At 57.1% G+C, this 15,493-nt stretch carries 11 protein-coding genes; 7 read left to right on the top strand and 4 right to left on the bottom strand.

All coding sequences use genetic code 11. From position 1 onward, the window contains the following. Positions 1–59 precede the first annotated feature (59 nt). The 4 genes from PYR66_01560 (at position 60) to feoC (ending at position 5,614) form a co-directional block, all read left to right on the top strand. Positions 60–2,390 carry a Tex family protein gene (locus PYR66_01560; protein WEF28452.1) on the top strand — a complete coding sequence of 777 codons (2,331 nt, stop codon included), beginning with the start codon at positions 60–62 and terminating at the stop codon, positions 2,388–2,390. Between the two features lie 400 nt (positions 2,391–2,790). Beyond that, on the top strand, positions 2,791–3,018 hold the full coding sequence (feoA, locus tag PYR66_01555) for a ferrous iron transporter A (protein ID WEF28451.1): 228 nt from the start codon (positions 2,791–2,793) through the stop codon (positions 3,016–3,018). 28 nt (positions 3,019–3,046) lie between these two features. Further along, entirely contained in the window at positions 3,047–5,365 is a 2,319-nt protein-coding gene (gene feoB, locus PYR66_01550; GenBank protein WEF28450.1) for a Fe(2+) transporter permease subunit FeoB, read from the top strand. Between the two features lie 12 nt (positions 5,366–5,377). Further along, on the top strand, positions 5,378–5,614 hold the full coding sequence (gene feoC / locus PYR66_01545) for a [Fe-S]-dependent transcriptional repressor FeoC (protein ID WEF28449.1): 237 nt from the start codon (positions 5,378–5,380) through the stop codon (positions 5,612–5,614). A 469-nt stretch (positions 5,615–6,083) separates the two neighbouring features. Here the strand turns inward: feoC and PYR66_01540 are convergent, their stop codons facing one another. Next, positions 6,084–6,353, bottom strand: a complete 270-nt coding sequence (locus tag PYR66_01540; GenBank protein ID WEF28448.1) for a DUF1471 domain-containing protein — start codon at positions 6,351–6,353, stop codon at positions 6,084–6,086. Between the two features lie 112 nt (positions 6,354–6,465). After that, a complete protein-coding gene (bioH, locus tag PYR66_01535) occupies positions 6,466–7,248 on the bottom strand; it encodes a pimeloyl-ACP methyl ester esterase BioH (protein WEF28447.1) in 783 nt (260 codons plus the stop codon). Between the two features lie 37 nt (positions 7,249–7,285). Here bioH and gntX point away from each other — a divergent pair, with 37 nt between their 5' ends. The 3 genes from gntX to gntT all read left to right on the top strand — a co-directional run bounded on the left by gntX (position 7,286) and on the right by gntT (position 10,255). Continuing rightward, on the top strand, positions 7,286–7,960 hold the full coding sequence (gntX, locus tag PYR66_01530; GenBank protein ID WEF28446.1) for a DNA utilization protein GntX: 675 nt from the start codon (positions 7,286–7,288) through the stop codon (positions 7,958–7,960). Positions 7,961–8,018: 58 nt separating this feature from the next. Further along, complete coding sequence (nfuA, locus tag PYR66_01525) at positions 8,019–8,594, top strand: Fe-S biogenesis protein NfuA (GenBank protein ID WEF28445.1); 576 nt, start codon at positions 8,019–8,021, stop codon at positions 8,592–8,594. Between the two features lie 344 nt (positions 8,595–8,938). Continuing rightward, positions 8,939–10,255 carry a gluconate transporter gene (gntT, locus tag PYR66_01520; protein ID WEF28444.1) on the top strand — a complete coding sequence of 439 codons (1,317 nt, stop codon included), beginning with the start codon at positions 8,939–8,941 and terminating at the stop codon, positions 10,253–10,255. A gap of 146 nt (positions 10,256–10,401) precedes the next feature. Here gntT and malQ read toward each other — a convergent pair whose 3' ends face one another. Further along, a complete protein-coding gene (malQ, locus tag PYR66_01515; protein ID WEF28443.1) occupies positions 10,402–12,477 on the bottom strand; it encodes a 4-alpha-glucanotransferase in 2,076 nt (691 codons plus the stop codon). Positions 12,478–12,487: 10 nt separating this feature from the next. Beyond that, positions 12,488–14,878 (bottom strand): maltodextrin phosphorylase, encoded by a 2,391-nt coding sequence (gene malP, locus PYR66_01510; GenBank protein ID WEF28442.1) that lies wholly within the window; start codon positions 14,876–14,878, stop codon positions 12,488–12,490. Positions 14,879–15,493 lie beyond the last annotated feature (615 nt).

The raw sequence follows: 15,493 nt of genomic DNA, 5'->3' as shown, positions 1-15,493 counted from the left end.
TAGCCTGTCAGTCCGTATAACTATCCCCTGATTTTTGACCCTAAAGATGAATTAAACCGATGATGAATGATTCGCTCTGCCGCATTATTGCGGGTGAACTTCAGGCCAGAGCCGAACAGGTAGAAGCTGCCGTTCGCCTGCTTGATGAAGGGAACACCGTGCCGTTTATTGCACGTTATCGTAAGGAAGTCACCGGCGGTCTGGATGACACGCAGTTGCGTAATCTGGAAACCCGCCTCGGATATCTGCGCGAGCTGGAAGACCGCCGCCAGGCGATCCTTAAGTCGATCGGCGAACAGGGCAAGCTCAGCGAAGCGCTGGAAAAAGCGATTACCGCGACCCTCAGCAAAACCGAACTTGAAGACCTTTACCTGCCGTATAAACCGAAACGCCGTACCCGCGGGCAAATCGCCATTGAAGCCGGTCTGGAGCCGCTGGCCGACCTGCTGTGGAACGAGCCTTCACATGATCCGGAAGCCGAAGCAGCAAAATATATCGATGCTGATAAAGGCGTAGCGGATAGCAAAGCTGCCCTTGACGGCGCGCGCTATATCCTGATGGAGCGCTTCGCCGAAGACGCCGCGCTGCTGGCGAAAGTTCGCGACTACCTGTGGAAAAACGCCCATCTGGTGGCGAGCGTGGTCAACGGCAAGGAAGAAGAAGGCGCTAAATTCCGCGACTACTTCGACCATCATGAACCGATCGCGTCCGTGCCGTCGCACCGCGCGCTGGCGATGTTCCGTGGGCGCAACGAAGGCGTGCTGCAACTGTCACTCAACGCCGACCCGCAGTTTGACGAGCCGCCGAAAGAAAGCCACTGCGAGCAGATCATCATCGATCACCTCGGCCTGCGTCTGAACAACGCCCCGGCGGACAGCTGGCGTAAAGGCGTCGTCAGTTGGACCTGGCGTATCAAGGTGCTGATGCACCTCGAAACCGAACTGATGGGCACCGTGCGCGAGCGCGCGGAAGACGAAGCGATTAACGTTTTCGCCCGTAACCTGCACGATCTGCTGATGGCCGCTCCCGCAGGCCTGCGCGCCACGATGGGCCTCGATCCAGGCCTGCGTACCGGCGTTAAAGTCGCTGTCGTTGACGGTACCGGTAAACTGGTCGCTACCGATACCATCTATCCGCATACCGGGCAGGCCGCGAAAGCCGCCGTCGCCGTGGCGGCGCTGTGCGAGAAACATAACGTCGAGCTGGTCGCTATCGGCAACGGCACCGCGTCCCGCGAGACCGAGCGTTTCTTCCTCGACGTGCAAAAACAGTTCCCGAAAGTCACCGCCCAGAAGGTGATCGTCAGCGAAGCGGGCGCTTCCGTCTACTCCGCCTCCGAACTGGCGGCGCTGGAATTCCCGGATCTCGACGTTTCCCTACGCGGCGCGGTCTCAATCGCCCGTCGCCTGCAGGATCCGTTGGCCGAGCTGGTGAAAATCGATCCGAAATCTATCGGCGTCGGCCAGTACCAACATGACGTCAGCCAGACACAGCTTGCACGCAAGCTGGATGCAGTGGTGGAAGACTGCGTTAACGCCGTTGGCGTCGATCTCAACACCGCCTCCGTCGCGCTGCTGACCCGCGTCGCCGGCCTGACCCGCATGATGGCGCAGAATATTGTCTCCTGGCGCGATGAGAACGGCCAGTTCCAGAACCGCCAGCAACTGCTGAAGGTAAGCCGCCTGGGGCCGAAAGCCTTTGAACAGTGCGCTGGCTTCCTGCGCATCAACCACGGCGACAACCCGCTGGACGCCTCTACGGTTCACCCGGAAGCCTATCCGGTGGTCGAGCGTATTCTGGCCGCCACCCAGCAGGCGCTGAAAGATCTGATGGGTAACAGCAGCGAGCTGCGTAATCTGAAGGCCGTTGATTTCACCGACGATAAGTTCGGCGTGCCAACGGTGTCCGATATCATCAAGGAGCTGGAAAAACCGGGTCGCGATCCGCGTCCTGAGTTTAAAACTGCCCAGTTCGCCGATGGCGTCGAGACCATGAACGACCTGCTGCCGGGCATGATTCTGGAAGGCGCGGTCACCAACGTGACCAACTTCGGCGCCTTCGTCGATATCGGCGTGCATCAGGATGGCCTGGTACATATCTCTTCGCTGTCGAATAAGTTCGTGGAAGACCCGCATACCGTGGTCAAAGCGGGCGATATCGTCAAAGTGAAGGTGATGGAAGTGGACCTGCCGCGTAAACGTATCGCGTTAACCATGCGCCTGGATGAACAACCGGGCGACAGCAACGCGCGCCGCGGCGGCGGTAACGATCGCGCTCAGGGCAACCGTCCGGCGGCGAAAGCGGCGAAGCCGCGCGGTCGCGACGCGCAGCCAGCCGGTAATAGCGCAATGATGGATGCGCTGGCGGCCGCCATGGGCAAAAAACGCTAATCTTCCCTGCCCCTCTTCACGAGGGGCAATTTCCTCTGCGCATTAGTACGCAAACCGCGAACAATATATTCCAGTAACCGATTAATACGCGCGAAATATCAGCTGTGTGTATAAAGTTTCATTCTGTTAACTAATGAAACCTTAATTAAACATTAAGTGAAAAAATTAATTCTTACTTTATTTTCGGCTACAGTAGCGTTCTTGCGTCATATCAAGAAATAAGCAAATTCCCCCGAAAACCGCATTTATTATCCTTGTTATGTATTGATGATACAAACCATTCTCATTATCATCGTTGTTAGTTAAGTTTTATTCTTCTTCGTTGGCTACGGTCCCCGACGCCGCGTTCACGCCGCGTATGGAAATTTTCTTTTCGGTTAGCGATATACAAGTAGGCCCTATGCAATTCACTCCTGATAGTGCGTGGAAAATCACTGGTTTTTCCCGCGATATTAGCCCGGCTTATCGGCAGAAACTGCTTTCACTGGGAATGCTACCCGGTTCTTCATTTAATGTTGTGCGCGTAGCTCCCCTCGGTGACCCTATTCACATTGAGACCCGACGCGTCAGCCTGGTATTACGGAAAAAAGACCTCGCGTTAATTGAACTGGAAGCGGTTGCACAATAACACCTGACCGGCACTAAGAGTCTGAAAAATGAAAAAATTAACCGTTGGTTTAATAGGTAATCCTAATTCCGGCAAAACAACCTTATTCAATCAGTTAACCGGCGCGCGCCAGCGTGTGGGCAACTGGGCGGGAGTCACCGTTGAGCGTAAAGAAGGCGCGTTCAGCACCACCGACCACCAGGTCACCCTGGTCGATCTGCCAGGCACCTACTCACTGACGACAATCTCCTCGCAGACCTCGCTCGACGAACAGATTGCCTGCCACTACATTCTCAGCGGCGACGCCGACCTGCTGATTAACGTTATCGATGCCTCTAATCTTGAGCGTAATCTGTACCTGACGTTGCAGCTGCTGGAGCTGGGCATTCCCTGCGTCGTTGCGCTCAACATGCTGGATATCGCCGAAAAGCAGCAGATCCGCATTGACGTTGACGCGCTGGCCGCCCGCCTCGGCTGCCCGGTTATCCCGCTGGTCTCCACCCGCGGCCGCGGTATCGAAGCGCTAAAAATGGCGCTCGACCGCCACGAACAGAATCAGCCGCTGGAGCTGGTGCACTACCCGCAATCCCTGCAGCGTGAAGCCGATATGCTGGCGCAGGAAATGGATGTTGAAATGCCGCTGCGTCAGCGCCGCTGGCTCGGCTTGCAGATGCTGGAAGGCGATATTTATAGCCGCGCCTTCGCCGGCAACGCCGCCGACAAACTGGATCTGGCGCTGGCCAATCTCAGCAGCGAGATGGACGACCCGGCGCTGTATATCGCCGACGCTCGCTATCAAAGCATTGCCGCCGTTTGCGATGCCGTCAGCAACACCCTGACCGCCGAGCCGAGCCGCTTCACCACGGCGATGGATAAAATCATCCTTAACCGCTTCCTCGGTTTGCCGATCTTTCTGTTCGTGATGTACCTGATGTTCCTGCTGGCCATCAACATCGGCGGCGCGCTGCAGCCGATCTTCGACGCCGGCTCGGTGGCTATCTTCATTCACGGCATTCAGTGGCTGGGTTATACCCTGCACTTCCCGGACTGGCTGACCGTTTTCCTCGCTCAGGGGCTGGGCGGCGGTATCAATACCGTGCTGCCGCTGGTGCCGCAAATCGGCATGATGTACCTGTTCCTCTCCTTCCTGGAGGACTCCGGATATATGGCGCGCGCGGCGTTCGTCATGGACCGCCTGATGCAGGCGCTCGGGCTGCCGGGGAAATCCTTCGTGCCGCTGATCGTCGGCTTTGGCTGTAATGTCCCTTCCGTCATGGGCGCCCGTACGCTGGATGCGCCGCGTGAACGCCTGATGACCATCATGATGGCGCCGTTTATGTCCTGCGGCGCGCGACTGGCGATTTTCGCCGTCTTCGCCGCGGCCTTCTTCGGCCAGAACGGCGCGCTGGCGGTCTTCTCACTGTATGTGCTGGGCATCGTGATGGCGATCCTTACCGGTCTGATGCTCAAATACACCATTATGCGCGGCGAAGCCTCTCCCTTCGTGATGGAGCTGCCGGTGTATCACGTACCGCATATTAAGAGCCTGATTATCCAGACCTGGCAGCGTCTGAAAGGCTTCGTACTGCGCGCCGGTAAGGTGATTGTTATTGTCAGTATCTTCTTAAGCGCGCTGAATAGCTTCTCGCTGAGCGGCAAAGTGGTCGATAACATCAACGACTCGGCGCTGGCCTCGGTCAGCCGGGTAATTACACCGGTGTTTAAACCGATTGGCGTGCATGAAGACAACTGGCAAGCGACCGTCGGCCTGTTCACCGGCGCCATGGCGAAAGAAGTGGTAGTCGGTACGCTGAACACCCTTTACACCGCGGAAGATATCCAGAATGAAGCGTTCAATCCGCAGGAGTTCAACCTTGGCGACGAGCTGTTAGCCGCCGTTGATGAAACCTGGCAGGGTCTGAAAGACACCTTCAGCCTGAGCGTGCTGGCAAACCCAATTGAAGCGAGCAAAGGCGATGGCGAAATGGAAACCGGCGCGATGGGCATGATGGGCAGCAAATTCGGCAGTGCCGCCGCCGCGTACAGTTACCTGATCTTCGTTCTGCTCTACATTCCGTGCATTTCCGTCATGGGTGCGATTGCCCGCGAATCCAGCCGCGGTTGGATGATGTTCTCGGTACTGTGGGGACTCAACATCGCCTATTCGCTGTCGACGCTCTACTACCAGACCGTGAGCTTTAGCCAGCATCCGCGCTACAGCCTGGTGTGCATTCTGGCGGTGATTCTGTTCAACGTGGTGGTCTTTGGCTTGCTGCGTCGGGCGCGGAGCCGGGTGGACGTTTCGCTGCTGACAACGCGTAAAACCCCGGCATCCTGCTGTCAGAGCCCGGCTGGCGATTGTCACTAAGGAGCAATCATCATGGCATCGTTAATTGAAGTTCGCGATATGCTAGCCCTGCAGGGGCGCATGGAGGCCGCGCAGTTGAGCGCCCGCCTGCATACGCCGCAGCCGCTGATCGACGCCATGTTGAGCCGTCTGGAAACCATGGGTAAAGCGGTAAAAATTATCGAAGATGCCGATGGTTGTCTTTCCGGCAGCTGCAAAAGCTGTCCGGAAGGTAAGGCCTGCCTGCGGGAATGGTGGTCGCTACGCTGAATGAACATCCCCGGATGGCGGCTCACGCCTTATCCGGGCTACCCAACGGTACGGAATCGTCGCCCTGCTGAACATCCCCGGATGACGGCCAACGCCTTATCCGAGCTACCCGACGGTACGAAACCATCACCCTGCTGAACATCCCCGGATGGCGGCTAACGCCTTATCCGGGCTACCCAACAGCACGAAACCGTCGCCCTGCTGAACATCCCCGGATGACGGCGAGCGCCTTATCCGGGCTACCCAACAGCACGGAACCGTCGCCCTGCTGAACATCCCCGGATGGCGGCTAACGCCTTATCCGGACTACCCAACAGTACGGAACCGTCGCCCTGCTGAACATCCCCGGATGGCGGCTCACGCCTTATCCGGGCTACCTAACAGCACGGAACCGTAGCCCTGCTAAGCGTAGCGCCAGCAGGGAACATCCCCGGATAGCGGCTCACGCCTTATCCGGGGAGCATCTGATTTACTTATAAACGTCGGCGTTAGCGTGAACGCTCTTCTCGTTCTTCTCGCCAGCAATCACCACGAAGTATTTACCACCCAGCTTATCCGCCTTCTTCGACAGATCGCGTTTCGCGTCCATCGGCGAGGTTGTCTTTGACGTCGTAATGGTACCGACCTTAGTCAGTTTCATCTGCGCGACTTCATCTTTCTGAATCTCTTTCGCCGCGAACGCGCCAAAAGAAAGGGAGCCTATCACCAGAGATGCAACAATACCTGTAACAAGTTTCATAGCCTTTACTCTCCATAAGGTTGTTATTTTTAGTTTGCGGCGGCAAAAATGAAATAATCAACCACCGCAACAACCTAAGTATTACCAGATCCTGGCGATTTACCACGCTCCGCTAAAAATAATTATTCAGCCGATTTTTTAGCGTAATCAGTGGCTCACAGAACGCCTGCGGATGCGAGATAAACGGCGCGTGGGCTGCCTTTTCGAAGACGATAGCCTCGCTTTGCGGCCACCGTTCATTCAACAACGGAATGATTTTGCGCGGCACCAGGCCATCCAGGCGACCATAAAGGCGCAGGAATGGCATCGTCAGCGCGGCGAGCGGTTGACGTAAATCGACGGTCTTGAGGATCTCCAACCCGCCGTTGAGGACGTCGGCAGGCGGCATCGGCAGTGACAACACGGTACCTTTCAGCGCACGAGCATCCTGGCGTGCGCTTTCGGTCCCCATGGTCTGCAGGGCGAGAAAACGCTCGACGGTGCGCTGGAAATCTTCGCTAAGCTGCTGCTGGAAACCGCTCAGCACTTCCGGTTTAATCCCCGGCCACCGTTCACGCGCGCCGAAGCATGGTGACGAGGCTACGGTCACCAATGCCTGCACGCGCTGCGGATACTGTAGCGCGACGAGGCTCGCCACCAACCCGCCCAGGCTCCAGCCGAGCCAAATAGCCTGTTGCGGCGCTTTTTCAACCACCCGCTGCGCCATTTCCTCAAGCGTTAAAGCGCCAAAACCGACGCTGCGCCCGTAACCCGGCAGATCCACCAGGTGCAGCGTAAAATGCGCGGCCAATTCCGGCGTAATGCAATCCCACACGTTGGCATTCAGCCCCCATCCGTGCAGCAGCACAAGATGACAATTTCCTTCGCCCGTGGTTTGCCACCAGATGTCATTCATCAGTTACTGTTCTCTTTTCATCACTATGAGGTGAATTATGCTAACAGCACACAGCTTATGCTGGCTATGCCAAATGCCGTTGGCCATCGCCCGCTGGGGGATATGCTCGCGCTGCACTGCCTCGCTGCTCACACCGCAAACGCTCTGCCCGCAATGCGGTTTGCCGGCGTTAGCGCCTACCGTCCCCTGCGGGCGTTGCCTGCAAAAACCGCCGCCCTGGCGGCGGTTGGTGGCGGTCAATGATTATGTCCCGCCACTGAGCGGGCTGGTGCATCAGCTGAAGTTTGGACATCGTCCGGAACTGGCGCCCGCACTGGCGCGGCTACTCATTTTGCGTTTGCGCCACAGCTGCGGGCTACCGCCCGTAGACCGGATCGTGGGCGTGCCGCTATGGCAGCGTCGCCACTGGCGTAGGGGATTTAATCAAAGTGAAGCGCTGTGTCGCCCGCTGGCGCACTGGACGGGTTGCGCATGGCGCGGCGATTCGTTGACGCGCACCCGGCGCACCGCCACTCAGCATCAACTCAGCGCCAGATTGCGCAAGCAGAACCTGAAAAATGCTTTCCAACTTGAATTATCTGTACGGGGTCACCATATCGCCATTGTGGATGATGTCGTCACAACCGGAAGCACCGTCGCTGAGATATCCCGCCTGCTTTTGCGAAACGGCGCCGCGACGGTTCAGGTATGGTGTTTGTGCCGTACCTTGTAGACCCCCGCTGATGGGCGTATTATAACCCAGTAAAATAGTCAACTATTAGGCCAACGCTATGATCCGTATTTCCGATGCTGCACAAGCGCACTTTGCCAAACTGCTGGCAAATCAGGAAGAAGGGACGCAAATTCGCGTATTTGTGATTAATCCCGGCACCCCAAACGCTGAGTGCGGCGTATCTTACTGCCCACCGGATGCGGTGGAAGACACCGACACGGCGCTGAAATTCGAACAGCTGACCGCATATGTCGATGAACTCAGCGCGCCTTATCTGGAAGATGCTGAAATCGACTTCGTCACCGACCAGCTCGGTTCTCAGCTGACGCTGAAAGCGCCGAACGCTAAAATGCGTAAGGTTTCCGACGACGCCCCGCTGATGGAGCGCGTTGAGTATCTGCTGCAGTCGCAGATCAACCCTCAGCTGGCAGGCCACGGCGGCCGCGTGTCGCTGATGGAAATCACCGAAGACGGCCTGGCTATCCTGCAGTTCGGCGGCGGTTGCAACGGCTGTTCCATGGTCGACGTGACCCTGAAAGAAGGGATCGAGAAGCAGCTGCTGAATGAATTCCCGGAGCTGAAAGGCGTGCGCGATCTGACCGAGCACCAGCGCGGCGAGCACTCCTACTACTAAGCTTTCGTTCCCTGCGCCCGGCGACATTCCGTTTGCCGGGCGACTTCCCCAGCTTTCATGTTACCGCATAACAGTTCTTACTCGCCCGCACTGCAAAAACCCGGCAGAGAGTATGACTTAAGTCTCATATTTAAAATTTACCACGCCTGGGGCATTCTCAAAGCTCACATGTTACCCGTATCATTCACAACAAGCACCACCGATAAAAAATAGCCAGCTCTCCTCTCTCTGGGTCAGGAAAATGCCAGCTTTACGGTGCCAGACATCCTTGTTCCCGTGTGGAACGGATACTGTAGATGTTGAGACTTTAACGTTACCCATAACAAGTTAAGGCCAGGTAAATCATGCCATTAGTCATCGTAGCTATCGGGGTTGCCCTGTTATTGTTGCTGATGATCCGTTTCAAAATGAACGGCTTCATCGCTCTGGTTCTGGTGGCGCTCGCCGTCGGATTAATGCAGGGCATGCCTCTGGATAAAGTCATCGTATCCATCAAGAACGGCGTTGGGGGTACCCTCGGCAGCCTCGCGCTGATCATGGGCTTTGGCGCCATGCTCGGTAAGATGCTGGCGGACTGCGGCGGCGCGCAGCGTATCGCCACCACTCTGATTGATAAATTCGGTAAAAAACATATTCAATGGGCCGTCGTCCTGACCGGTTTCACCGTCGGTTTCGCCCTGTTCTATGAAGTCGGCTTCGTGCTGATGCTGCCGCTGGTGTTCACCATCGCCGCCTCCGCGCGTATCCCGCTGCTGTACGTCGGCGTACCGATGGCCGCCGCGCTGTCAGTCACCCACGGCTTCCTACCGCCGCACCCGGGTCCGACCGCTATCGCCACCATCTTCCATGCTGATATGGGCAAAACGCTGCTCTACGGTACGATTCTGGCTATCCCGACGGTTATTCTCGCCGGTCCGGTTTTTGCCCGCTGCCTGAAAGGCATCGATAAGCCGATTCCGGAAGGTCTGCACAACCCGAAAACCTTTAGCGAAGAAGAGATGCCGGGCTTTGGCGTCAGCGTCTGGACTTCTCTGGTACCGGTGATCCTGATGGCAATGCGCGCCGTTGCCGAAATGATCCTGCCGAAAGGCCACGCCTTCCTGCCGATTGCCGAGTTCTTTGGCGACCCGGTAATGGCGACCCTGATTGCGGTGCTGATCGCGATGTTCACCTTTGGTCTGAACCGCGGCCGTTCGATGGAGCAAATCAACGAGACGCTGACCTCTTCTATCAAAATCATCGCGATGATGTTGTTGATCATCGGCGGAGGCGGCGCCTTCAAGCAGGTGTTGGTTGATAGCGGCATGGATAAGTACATCGCCTCTATCATGCACGAATCCAATATGTCTCCGCTGTTTATGGCATGGTCCATTGCCGCGGTGCTGCGTATCGCGCTGGGTTCAGCGACCGTTGCCGCCATCACCGCGGGCGGTATCGCCGCGCCGCTGATTGCTACCACCGGCGTCAGCCCGGAACTGATGGTTATCGCCGTTGGCTCCGGTAGCGTTATCTTCTCACACGTGAACGATCCAGGTTTCTGGCTGTTCAAAGAGTATTTCAACCTGACCATTGGCGAGACCATCAAGTCCTGGTCAGTGCTGGAAACCATCATTTCCGTATGTGGTCTGATTGGTTGTCTGCTGTTGGGGATGGTGGTGTAACCTTCTCCCTGAGATAAGAAAAGGCCGGGTCCGCATCATGCGCCCGGCCTTTTTGTTGCTCGTTTCCCGGATGGCGGCGCAAAGCGCCTTATCCGGGCTACCCGTAGCCCCGGTAAGCGCAGCGCCACCGGGGAATTTTCTCTGGATTAACGGGATTTACGACGCTTGTCCAGGTCTTTAATCAGCTTATTCACCCGCTCATCGGCAAACATCCGTTCGAGTGTCACGGCAAGTTTACGCCGCCAGTTTGGATACTCAGTACTGGTGCCTGGAATGTTGACCGGTGAAGCCATCTCCAACCAATCTTCCGGCTGCAGCCCTAGCAGGGCGCTATTGCTGTCGGCGATATATCGCTGCATCCCGCGATTGAGCGTTGCGGTCATCGCCATCAGCGACGCCTTATGTCCGGCGCGCTTCGGCAAACAACCGTACCGATGCAGCGCGTCCAGCAACCCCTGCTTCGCCAGCTCGCGATCCGCATACAACCCGCGCAACACCGCCTCGTCCGGATACAGACCCAGCGACTTGCCAAGCGTCAGATCGCCGCTCTCCCAATATCCGCGCAGCGTCGGTAGGTCATGGGTCGTCGCGACCGCCATCGACTGCGGCGGATAAGCTTTCGGCGCGCGGAAGGTTTTATCGTGGTCGTTCTCAAAATAGAGCACTTTGTACGAGTAAACGCCGCGCTTACGCAGCTTACCGACGATTTCAACCGGTACGGTGCCAAGATCTTCGCCGATCACCATGCAGCGATGGCGCTGGCTCTCCAACGCCAGAATCGACAACAAATCATCCACCGGGTACTGCACATAGGCCCCGTGGTCGGCAGTCTCGCCATACGGGATCCACCACAGGCGCAGCACCGACATGACGTGGTCGATACGCAATGCGCCGCAGTTTTGCATATTCGCCCGCAGCAGCTCGATAAACGGCTCATAAGCGCGGGCGACCATGACGTGCGGATCCATCGGCGGCAGCCCCCAGTTCTGCCCCAGCGGGCCGAGGATATCCGGCGGCGCGCCGACAGACGCCTTCAGGCAGTACAGTTCGCGATCGCACCAGGTCTCAGAGCCGCCTTCGGCGACGCCGACCGCCAGGTCGCGATACAGGCCAATCGGCATCGCATCCTGCTGGCTGGTTTGCCAGCAAACGGCAAACTGCGTATAAGCCAACCACTGCAGCCACAGGTAGAAACTCACCTCATCGGCATGCTCTTTGCAGAAGGCCTTCACCTGCGGGCTGGTCGTGCTCTGGTACGCCTTCGGCCATGCCGGCCAACCCCAGCGCATGGGGTCCTGCTGGCTCTGCCAGGCATGCAGCGCATCAAATGCCGCCTGCCAGTAGAGACTTTCACCTTCGCGAAGGACGAATTGACGGAAATCCGCCATTTGCTCGTCTTCGCGAGTCGAAAACTCCGCCCACGCCATGCGCAGCGCGGTCAACTTCAGCGTAGTGACGGCGGTATAATCGACATCATCGGTCTGGCGCGCGGCCTGTAGCGCCTGTTGGGTCGCCGGAAGCTGCCACCACGCCTGCGCGGCGCGGCTGCGATGAAAATCCTCCACCGCGTTAACGTCGATATAGATAACGTTGAGCCAGCGGCGCGACGACGGGCTGTACGGGCTGGCGCTCTCCGGGTTGGCCGGATACAGCGCGTGAATCGGGTTGAGGCCGATAAACGCGCCGCCGCGACGGGCGATTTCCGGCAGCATAGCGCGTAAATCGCCGAAATCGCCGATCCCCCAGTTTTTCTCAGAGCGCAGGGTATACAGCTGGACGCAGGCCCCCCACAGCTTTTTCCCCTCTTTCAACGCCGACGGTTCATAGCAGCGCGCCGGGGCCACGATCGCCCGGCAGTGCCAGCGCTCGCCATCCCGCGTCAGGGTTAGCGTGTGATAACCTTCCGGCAATCTTCCCGGCAGCGTCAACGTCTCACCGCCGCGCGCCTCTCCCTGATACTGCTTGCCTTCTTCAGTGGTCAGCAGCCAGTGGAATGCGCCGCGGCCCGCCACCGGCAGCTGCATTTTCTTACCATGGGTAAAAACCTGCACCGTCGGTAGCGGCTCTACCGCCGCTTTCGCGGCGGCAGGAGCACGATGCATGGCATCCAGCAAACGCTGTTTGGTGGCCGCCGCGATCGACTGCGGCTGCCCGTGCGCGTTGATATAACTGGGGCTGATCCCTGCCGCCAGCGCGGCATTATCAAGGCGTTTATTCTCCATAGGCCTGTCCTTAGCGTTTTGCCTGCCAAATACGTTGCTGATAATCGCGAATGGAACGGTCCGAGCTGAACATGCCGCAGCGCGCGGTGTTGAGGATCGCCGCGCGGGTCCAGGCTTCCTGGTCGCGATACAGCTCATCAACCTGTTTCTGCGCCGCGACATAGGCGGCAAAGTCGGCCAACACCAGGTAGGGGTCGCCGCCTTTCAGCAGACTGTGCAGCATCTGATCAAAAGCGTGTTTGTCGCCGCCGCTGTATTTGCCGCTCTCCAGCTCTTTCAGCACCGCATCCAGCAGTTTATCCTTCTTGCGCCATTTCAGCGGATCGTAGCCTTTTGCTTTCAGCGCTTTCACCTCTTCCACCGTGTGGCCGAAGATAAAGATGTTGTCCTCGCCGACCTGCTCAGCGATTTCGACGTTGGCGCCGTCAAGCGTGCCGACGGTCAGCGCGCCGTTCAGCGCCAGCTTCATGTTGCCGGTACCGGAAGCCTCTTTACCCGCCGTCGAGATTTGCTCGGAGACATCCGCCGCCGGGATCAGCATTTCCGCCGCCGACACGCAGTAATCCGGCAAGAAGACCACTTTCAGCTTATCGCCCACCAGCGGATCGTTGTTGATCGCTTCGGCAACCTTGTTGATCGCCAGGATGATGTTCTTCGCCAGGTAGTAACCTGGTGCGGCTTTGGCGCCGAACAGGAACACGCGTGGCACGCGATCGGCCTGCGGGTTTTCGCGGATCTCTTTGTACTGCGCCAGAATATTCAGCAGATTGAGGTGCTGGCGTTTGTACTCGTGCAGGCGCTTAATCTGGATATCGAAAATCGCCTGCGGGTTGATGTCGATGCCGGTGCGCAGCTTAACGAACCTGGCGAGACGCACTTTATTGGCCTGCTTGATATCGCGATAAACCTGACGGAATTTCGCGTCATCGGCATATTTCTCCAGCTTAATCAGCTGGTCGAGATCGTTGGCCCACTCTTTCTTCAGCGTTTTATCCAGCAGCGCGGCCAGCGCCGGGTTACACTGTTTAATCCAGCGACGCGGCGTGATGCCGTTGGTCACATTATGGAATTTGTTCGGCCACAGCAGGTGATATTCCGGGAACAGATCCTTCACCACCAGCTCAGAGTGCAGCGCCGCGACACCGTTGACCGCAAAGCCGCTCACCACGCACATATTCGCCATCCGCACCTGCTTGTCATGCACCACAGCCAGCTTCGCCCAGACCGGCTTATTACCCGGCCAGGTTTTCTCCACCAGCCGTTTAAATCTGTCGTTAATCTCTTTGATGATCTGCATATGGCGCGGCAGCAACGCTTTCACCAGCTTCTCGTCCCAGCACTCCAGCGCTTCCGGCATCAGGGTATGGTTGGTGTAAGCGAAGGTTTTGCTGGTGATGGCCCACGCCTCTTCCCAGCTCATCTGATGCTCATCGAGCAGCACGCGCAGCAGTTCCGGGATGGCGATGGTCGGATGGGTATCGTTCAGTTGGATAACTTCGTAATCCGCCAGCTCATGCAGCTTGCGGCCCGCCAGGTGATGGCGACGCAAAATATCGGCCACCGAGCAGGCGCACTGGAAGTACTGCTGCATCAGGCGCAGTTTTTTGCCCGCCTGATGGTTGTCGTTCGGGTACAGGACTTTGGTCAGTTTTTCCGCGTCGATACCTTGCTGCTCCGCGCGCAGGAAATCGCCGTCGTTAAATTTGGTCAGGTTGAACGGATGGGCATGTCTGGCCTGCCACAGGCGCAGCGGCTGCGCGACGTTGTTGCGATAACCCAGCACCGGCAGATCCCAGGCTTCGCCGATCATCACGAATGCTGGCTGCCATTCGCCGTTTTTACTAACTTTGCCGCCAATGCTGACCTGCACATCCAGCGCGTTGTTGTGGCGGAACCACGGATAGCTGCCGCGTCCCCAGTCATCCGGCGCTTCCATCTGCTGGCCGTCATCGAAGGACTGGCGGAACAGGCCGTACTGATAGTTCAGGCCATAACCGGTCGCCGACTGGCCGACGGTAGCCATTGAATCCAGGAAACAGGCCGCCAGACGGCCCAGGCCGCCGTTGCCCAACGCCGGATCGGTCTCTTCTTCCAGCAAGTCGGTCAGGTGGATGTCATACGCCTGCAGCGTTTCGCTCACGCCTTCATACCAACCGAGATTGAGCAGGTTGTTGCCGGTCAGGCGGCCAATCAGGAATTCCATCGAGATGTAGTTAACGTGGCGCTGTCCTTTCACGGCTTTCGCCGCGGGTTGCGCCGCCAGAAGCTCCGCCAGCGCGCCACTGACCGCCTGCCACCACTGGCGCTGGGTCATCTCTGCGGCTGACGATAAACCGAAACGCTGCCACTGACGCGTCAGTGCAGCCTGAAACTGAGCTTGGTTAAAAGAAGTCTGTGACATAAGAAATCCGGGTCCTTTACTAAAACGTTAGCCTTAGTGTGCCGACCTCCCGATGCCGCTGCCTCATCCCGAGGGGGATTAGGCAGGGAGGAGTGGCAGGGATGAGCGAAAATTGTGATCGCGGCCACTTTAACGTTAGCCCGTCGCCGGCAATTCACTGCCTTATTCCGCGTTCAGAACAATAAAATCGCCAGTGTAGTAAGCCGTAAATTTGTTACAGTGCAATTCATGCAGAAAAACAAAATGCTCTTCTGCGGTTATCGAGAAATAAAAAATAAACCACCCACAGAATAAAAAGACGCCATGACAAAAATACGTGAAATAGATTAAGCCTAAGAATTCAATGAGGATAACTTAATAAAAACAATCAACTACAAAAAACGGTATTAAAAGTGATTTATTACCGGGCGAAACCGTCAGGAACTGAGGTGTGACGCGCACTGGTACCGGTTTAGGTTCCGTTAAAAACCTAAATGAGGATTTGTGACCCAGTGCAAATTCGAGAGCATCAATTTTGGACATAACTTGCAATAATTTTCATTATCGCCGACCTTAGGAGTTATTAATTACGAAGCGCAAAAAAAATCCCCATTCCTTTCTTGCACAGCGAAATAG

Origin of the sequence: Klebsiella aerogenes, assembly GCA_029027985.1 — a bacterium.
GTDB lineage: Bacteria > Pseudomonadota > Gammaproteobacteria > Enterobacterales > Enterobacteriaceae > Klebsiella > Klebsiella aerogenes_A.
This window is presented reverse-complemented; position numbering and strand designations above follow the sequence as displayed.

Excerpts from the sequence above, each read along its gene's own strand:
- PYR66_01560 (WEF28452.1), top strand. The coding sequence starts at position 60 with ATGATGAATGATTCGCTCTGCCGCATTATTGCGGGTGAACTTCAGGCC.
- feoA (WEF28451.1), top strand. The coding sequence starts at position 2,791 with ATGCAATTCACTCCTGATAGTGCGTGGAAAATCACTGGTTTTTCCCGC.
- feoB (WEF28450.1), top strand. The coding sequence starts at position 3,047 with ATGAAAAAATTAACCGTTGGTTTAATAGGTAATCCTAATTCCGGCAAA.
- feoC (WEF28449.1), top strand. The coding sequence starts at position 5,378 with ATGGCATCGTTAATTGAAGTTCGCGATATGCTAGCCCTGCAGGGGCGC.
- PYR66_01540 (WEF28448.1), bottom strand. The coding sequence starts at position 6,353 with ATGAAACTTGTTACAGGTATTGTTGCATCTCTGGTGATAGGCTCCCTT.
- bioH (WEF28447.1), bottom strand. The coding sequence starts at position 7,248 with ATGAATGACATCTGGTGGCAAACCACGGGCGAAGGAAATTGTCATCTT.
- gntX (WEF28446.1), top strand. The coding sequence starts at position 7,286 with ATGCTAACAGCACACAGCTTATGCTGGCTATGCCAAATGCCGTTGGCC.
- nfuA (WEF28445.1), top strand. The coding sequence starts at position 8,019 with ATGATCCGTATTTCCGATGCTGCACAAGCGCACTTTGCCAAACTGCTG.
- gntT (WEF28444.1), top strand. The coding sequence starts at position 8,939 with ATGCCATTAGTCATCGTAGCTATCGGGGTTGCCCTGTTATTGTTGCTG.
- malQ (WEF28443.1), bottom strand. The coding sequence starts at position 12,477 with ATGGAGAATAAACGCCTTGATAATGCCGCGCTGGCGGCAGGGATCAGC.
- malP (WEF28442.1), bottom strand. The coding sequence starts at position 14,878 with ATGTCACAGACTTCTTTTAACCAAGCTCAGTTTCAGGCTGCACTGACG.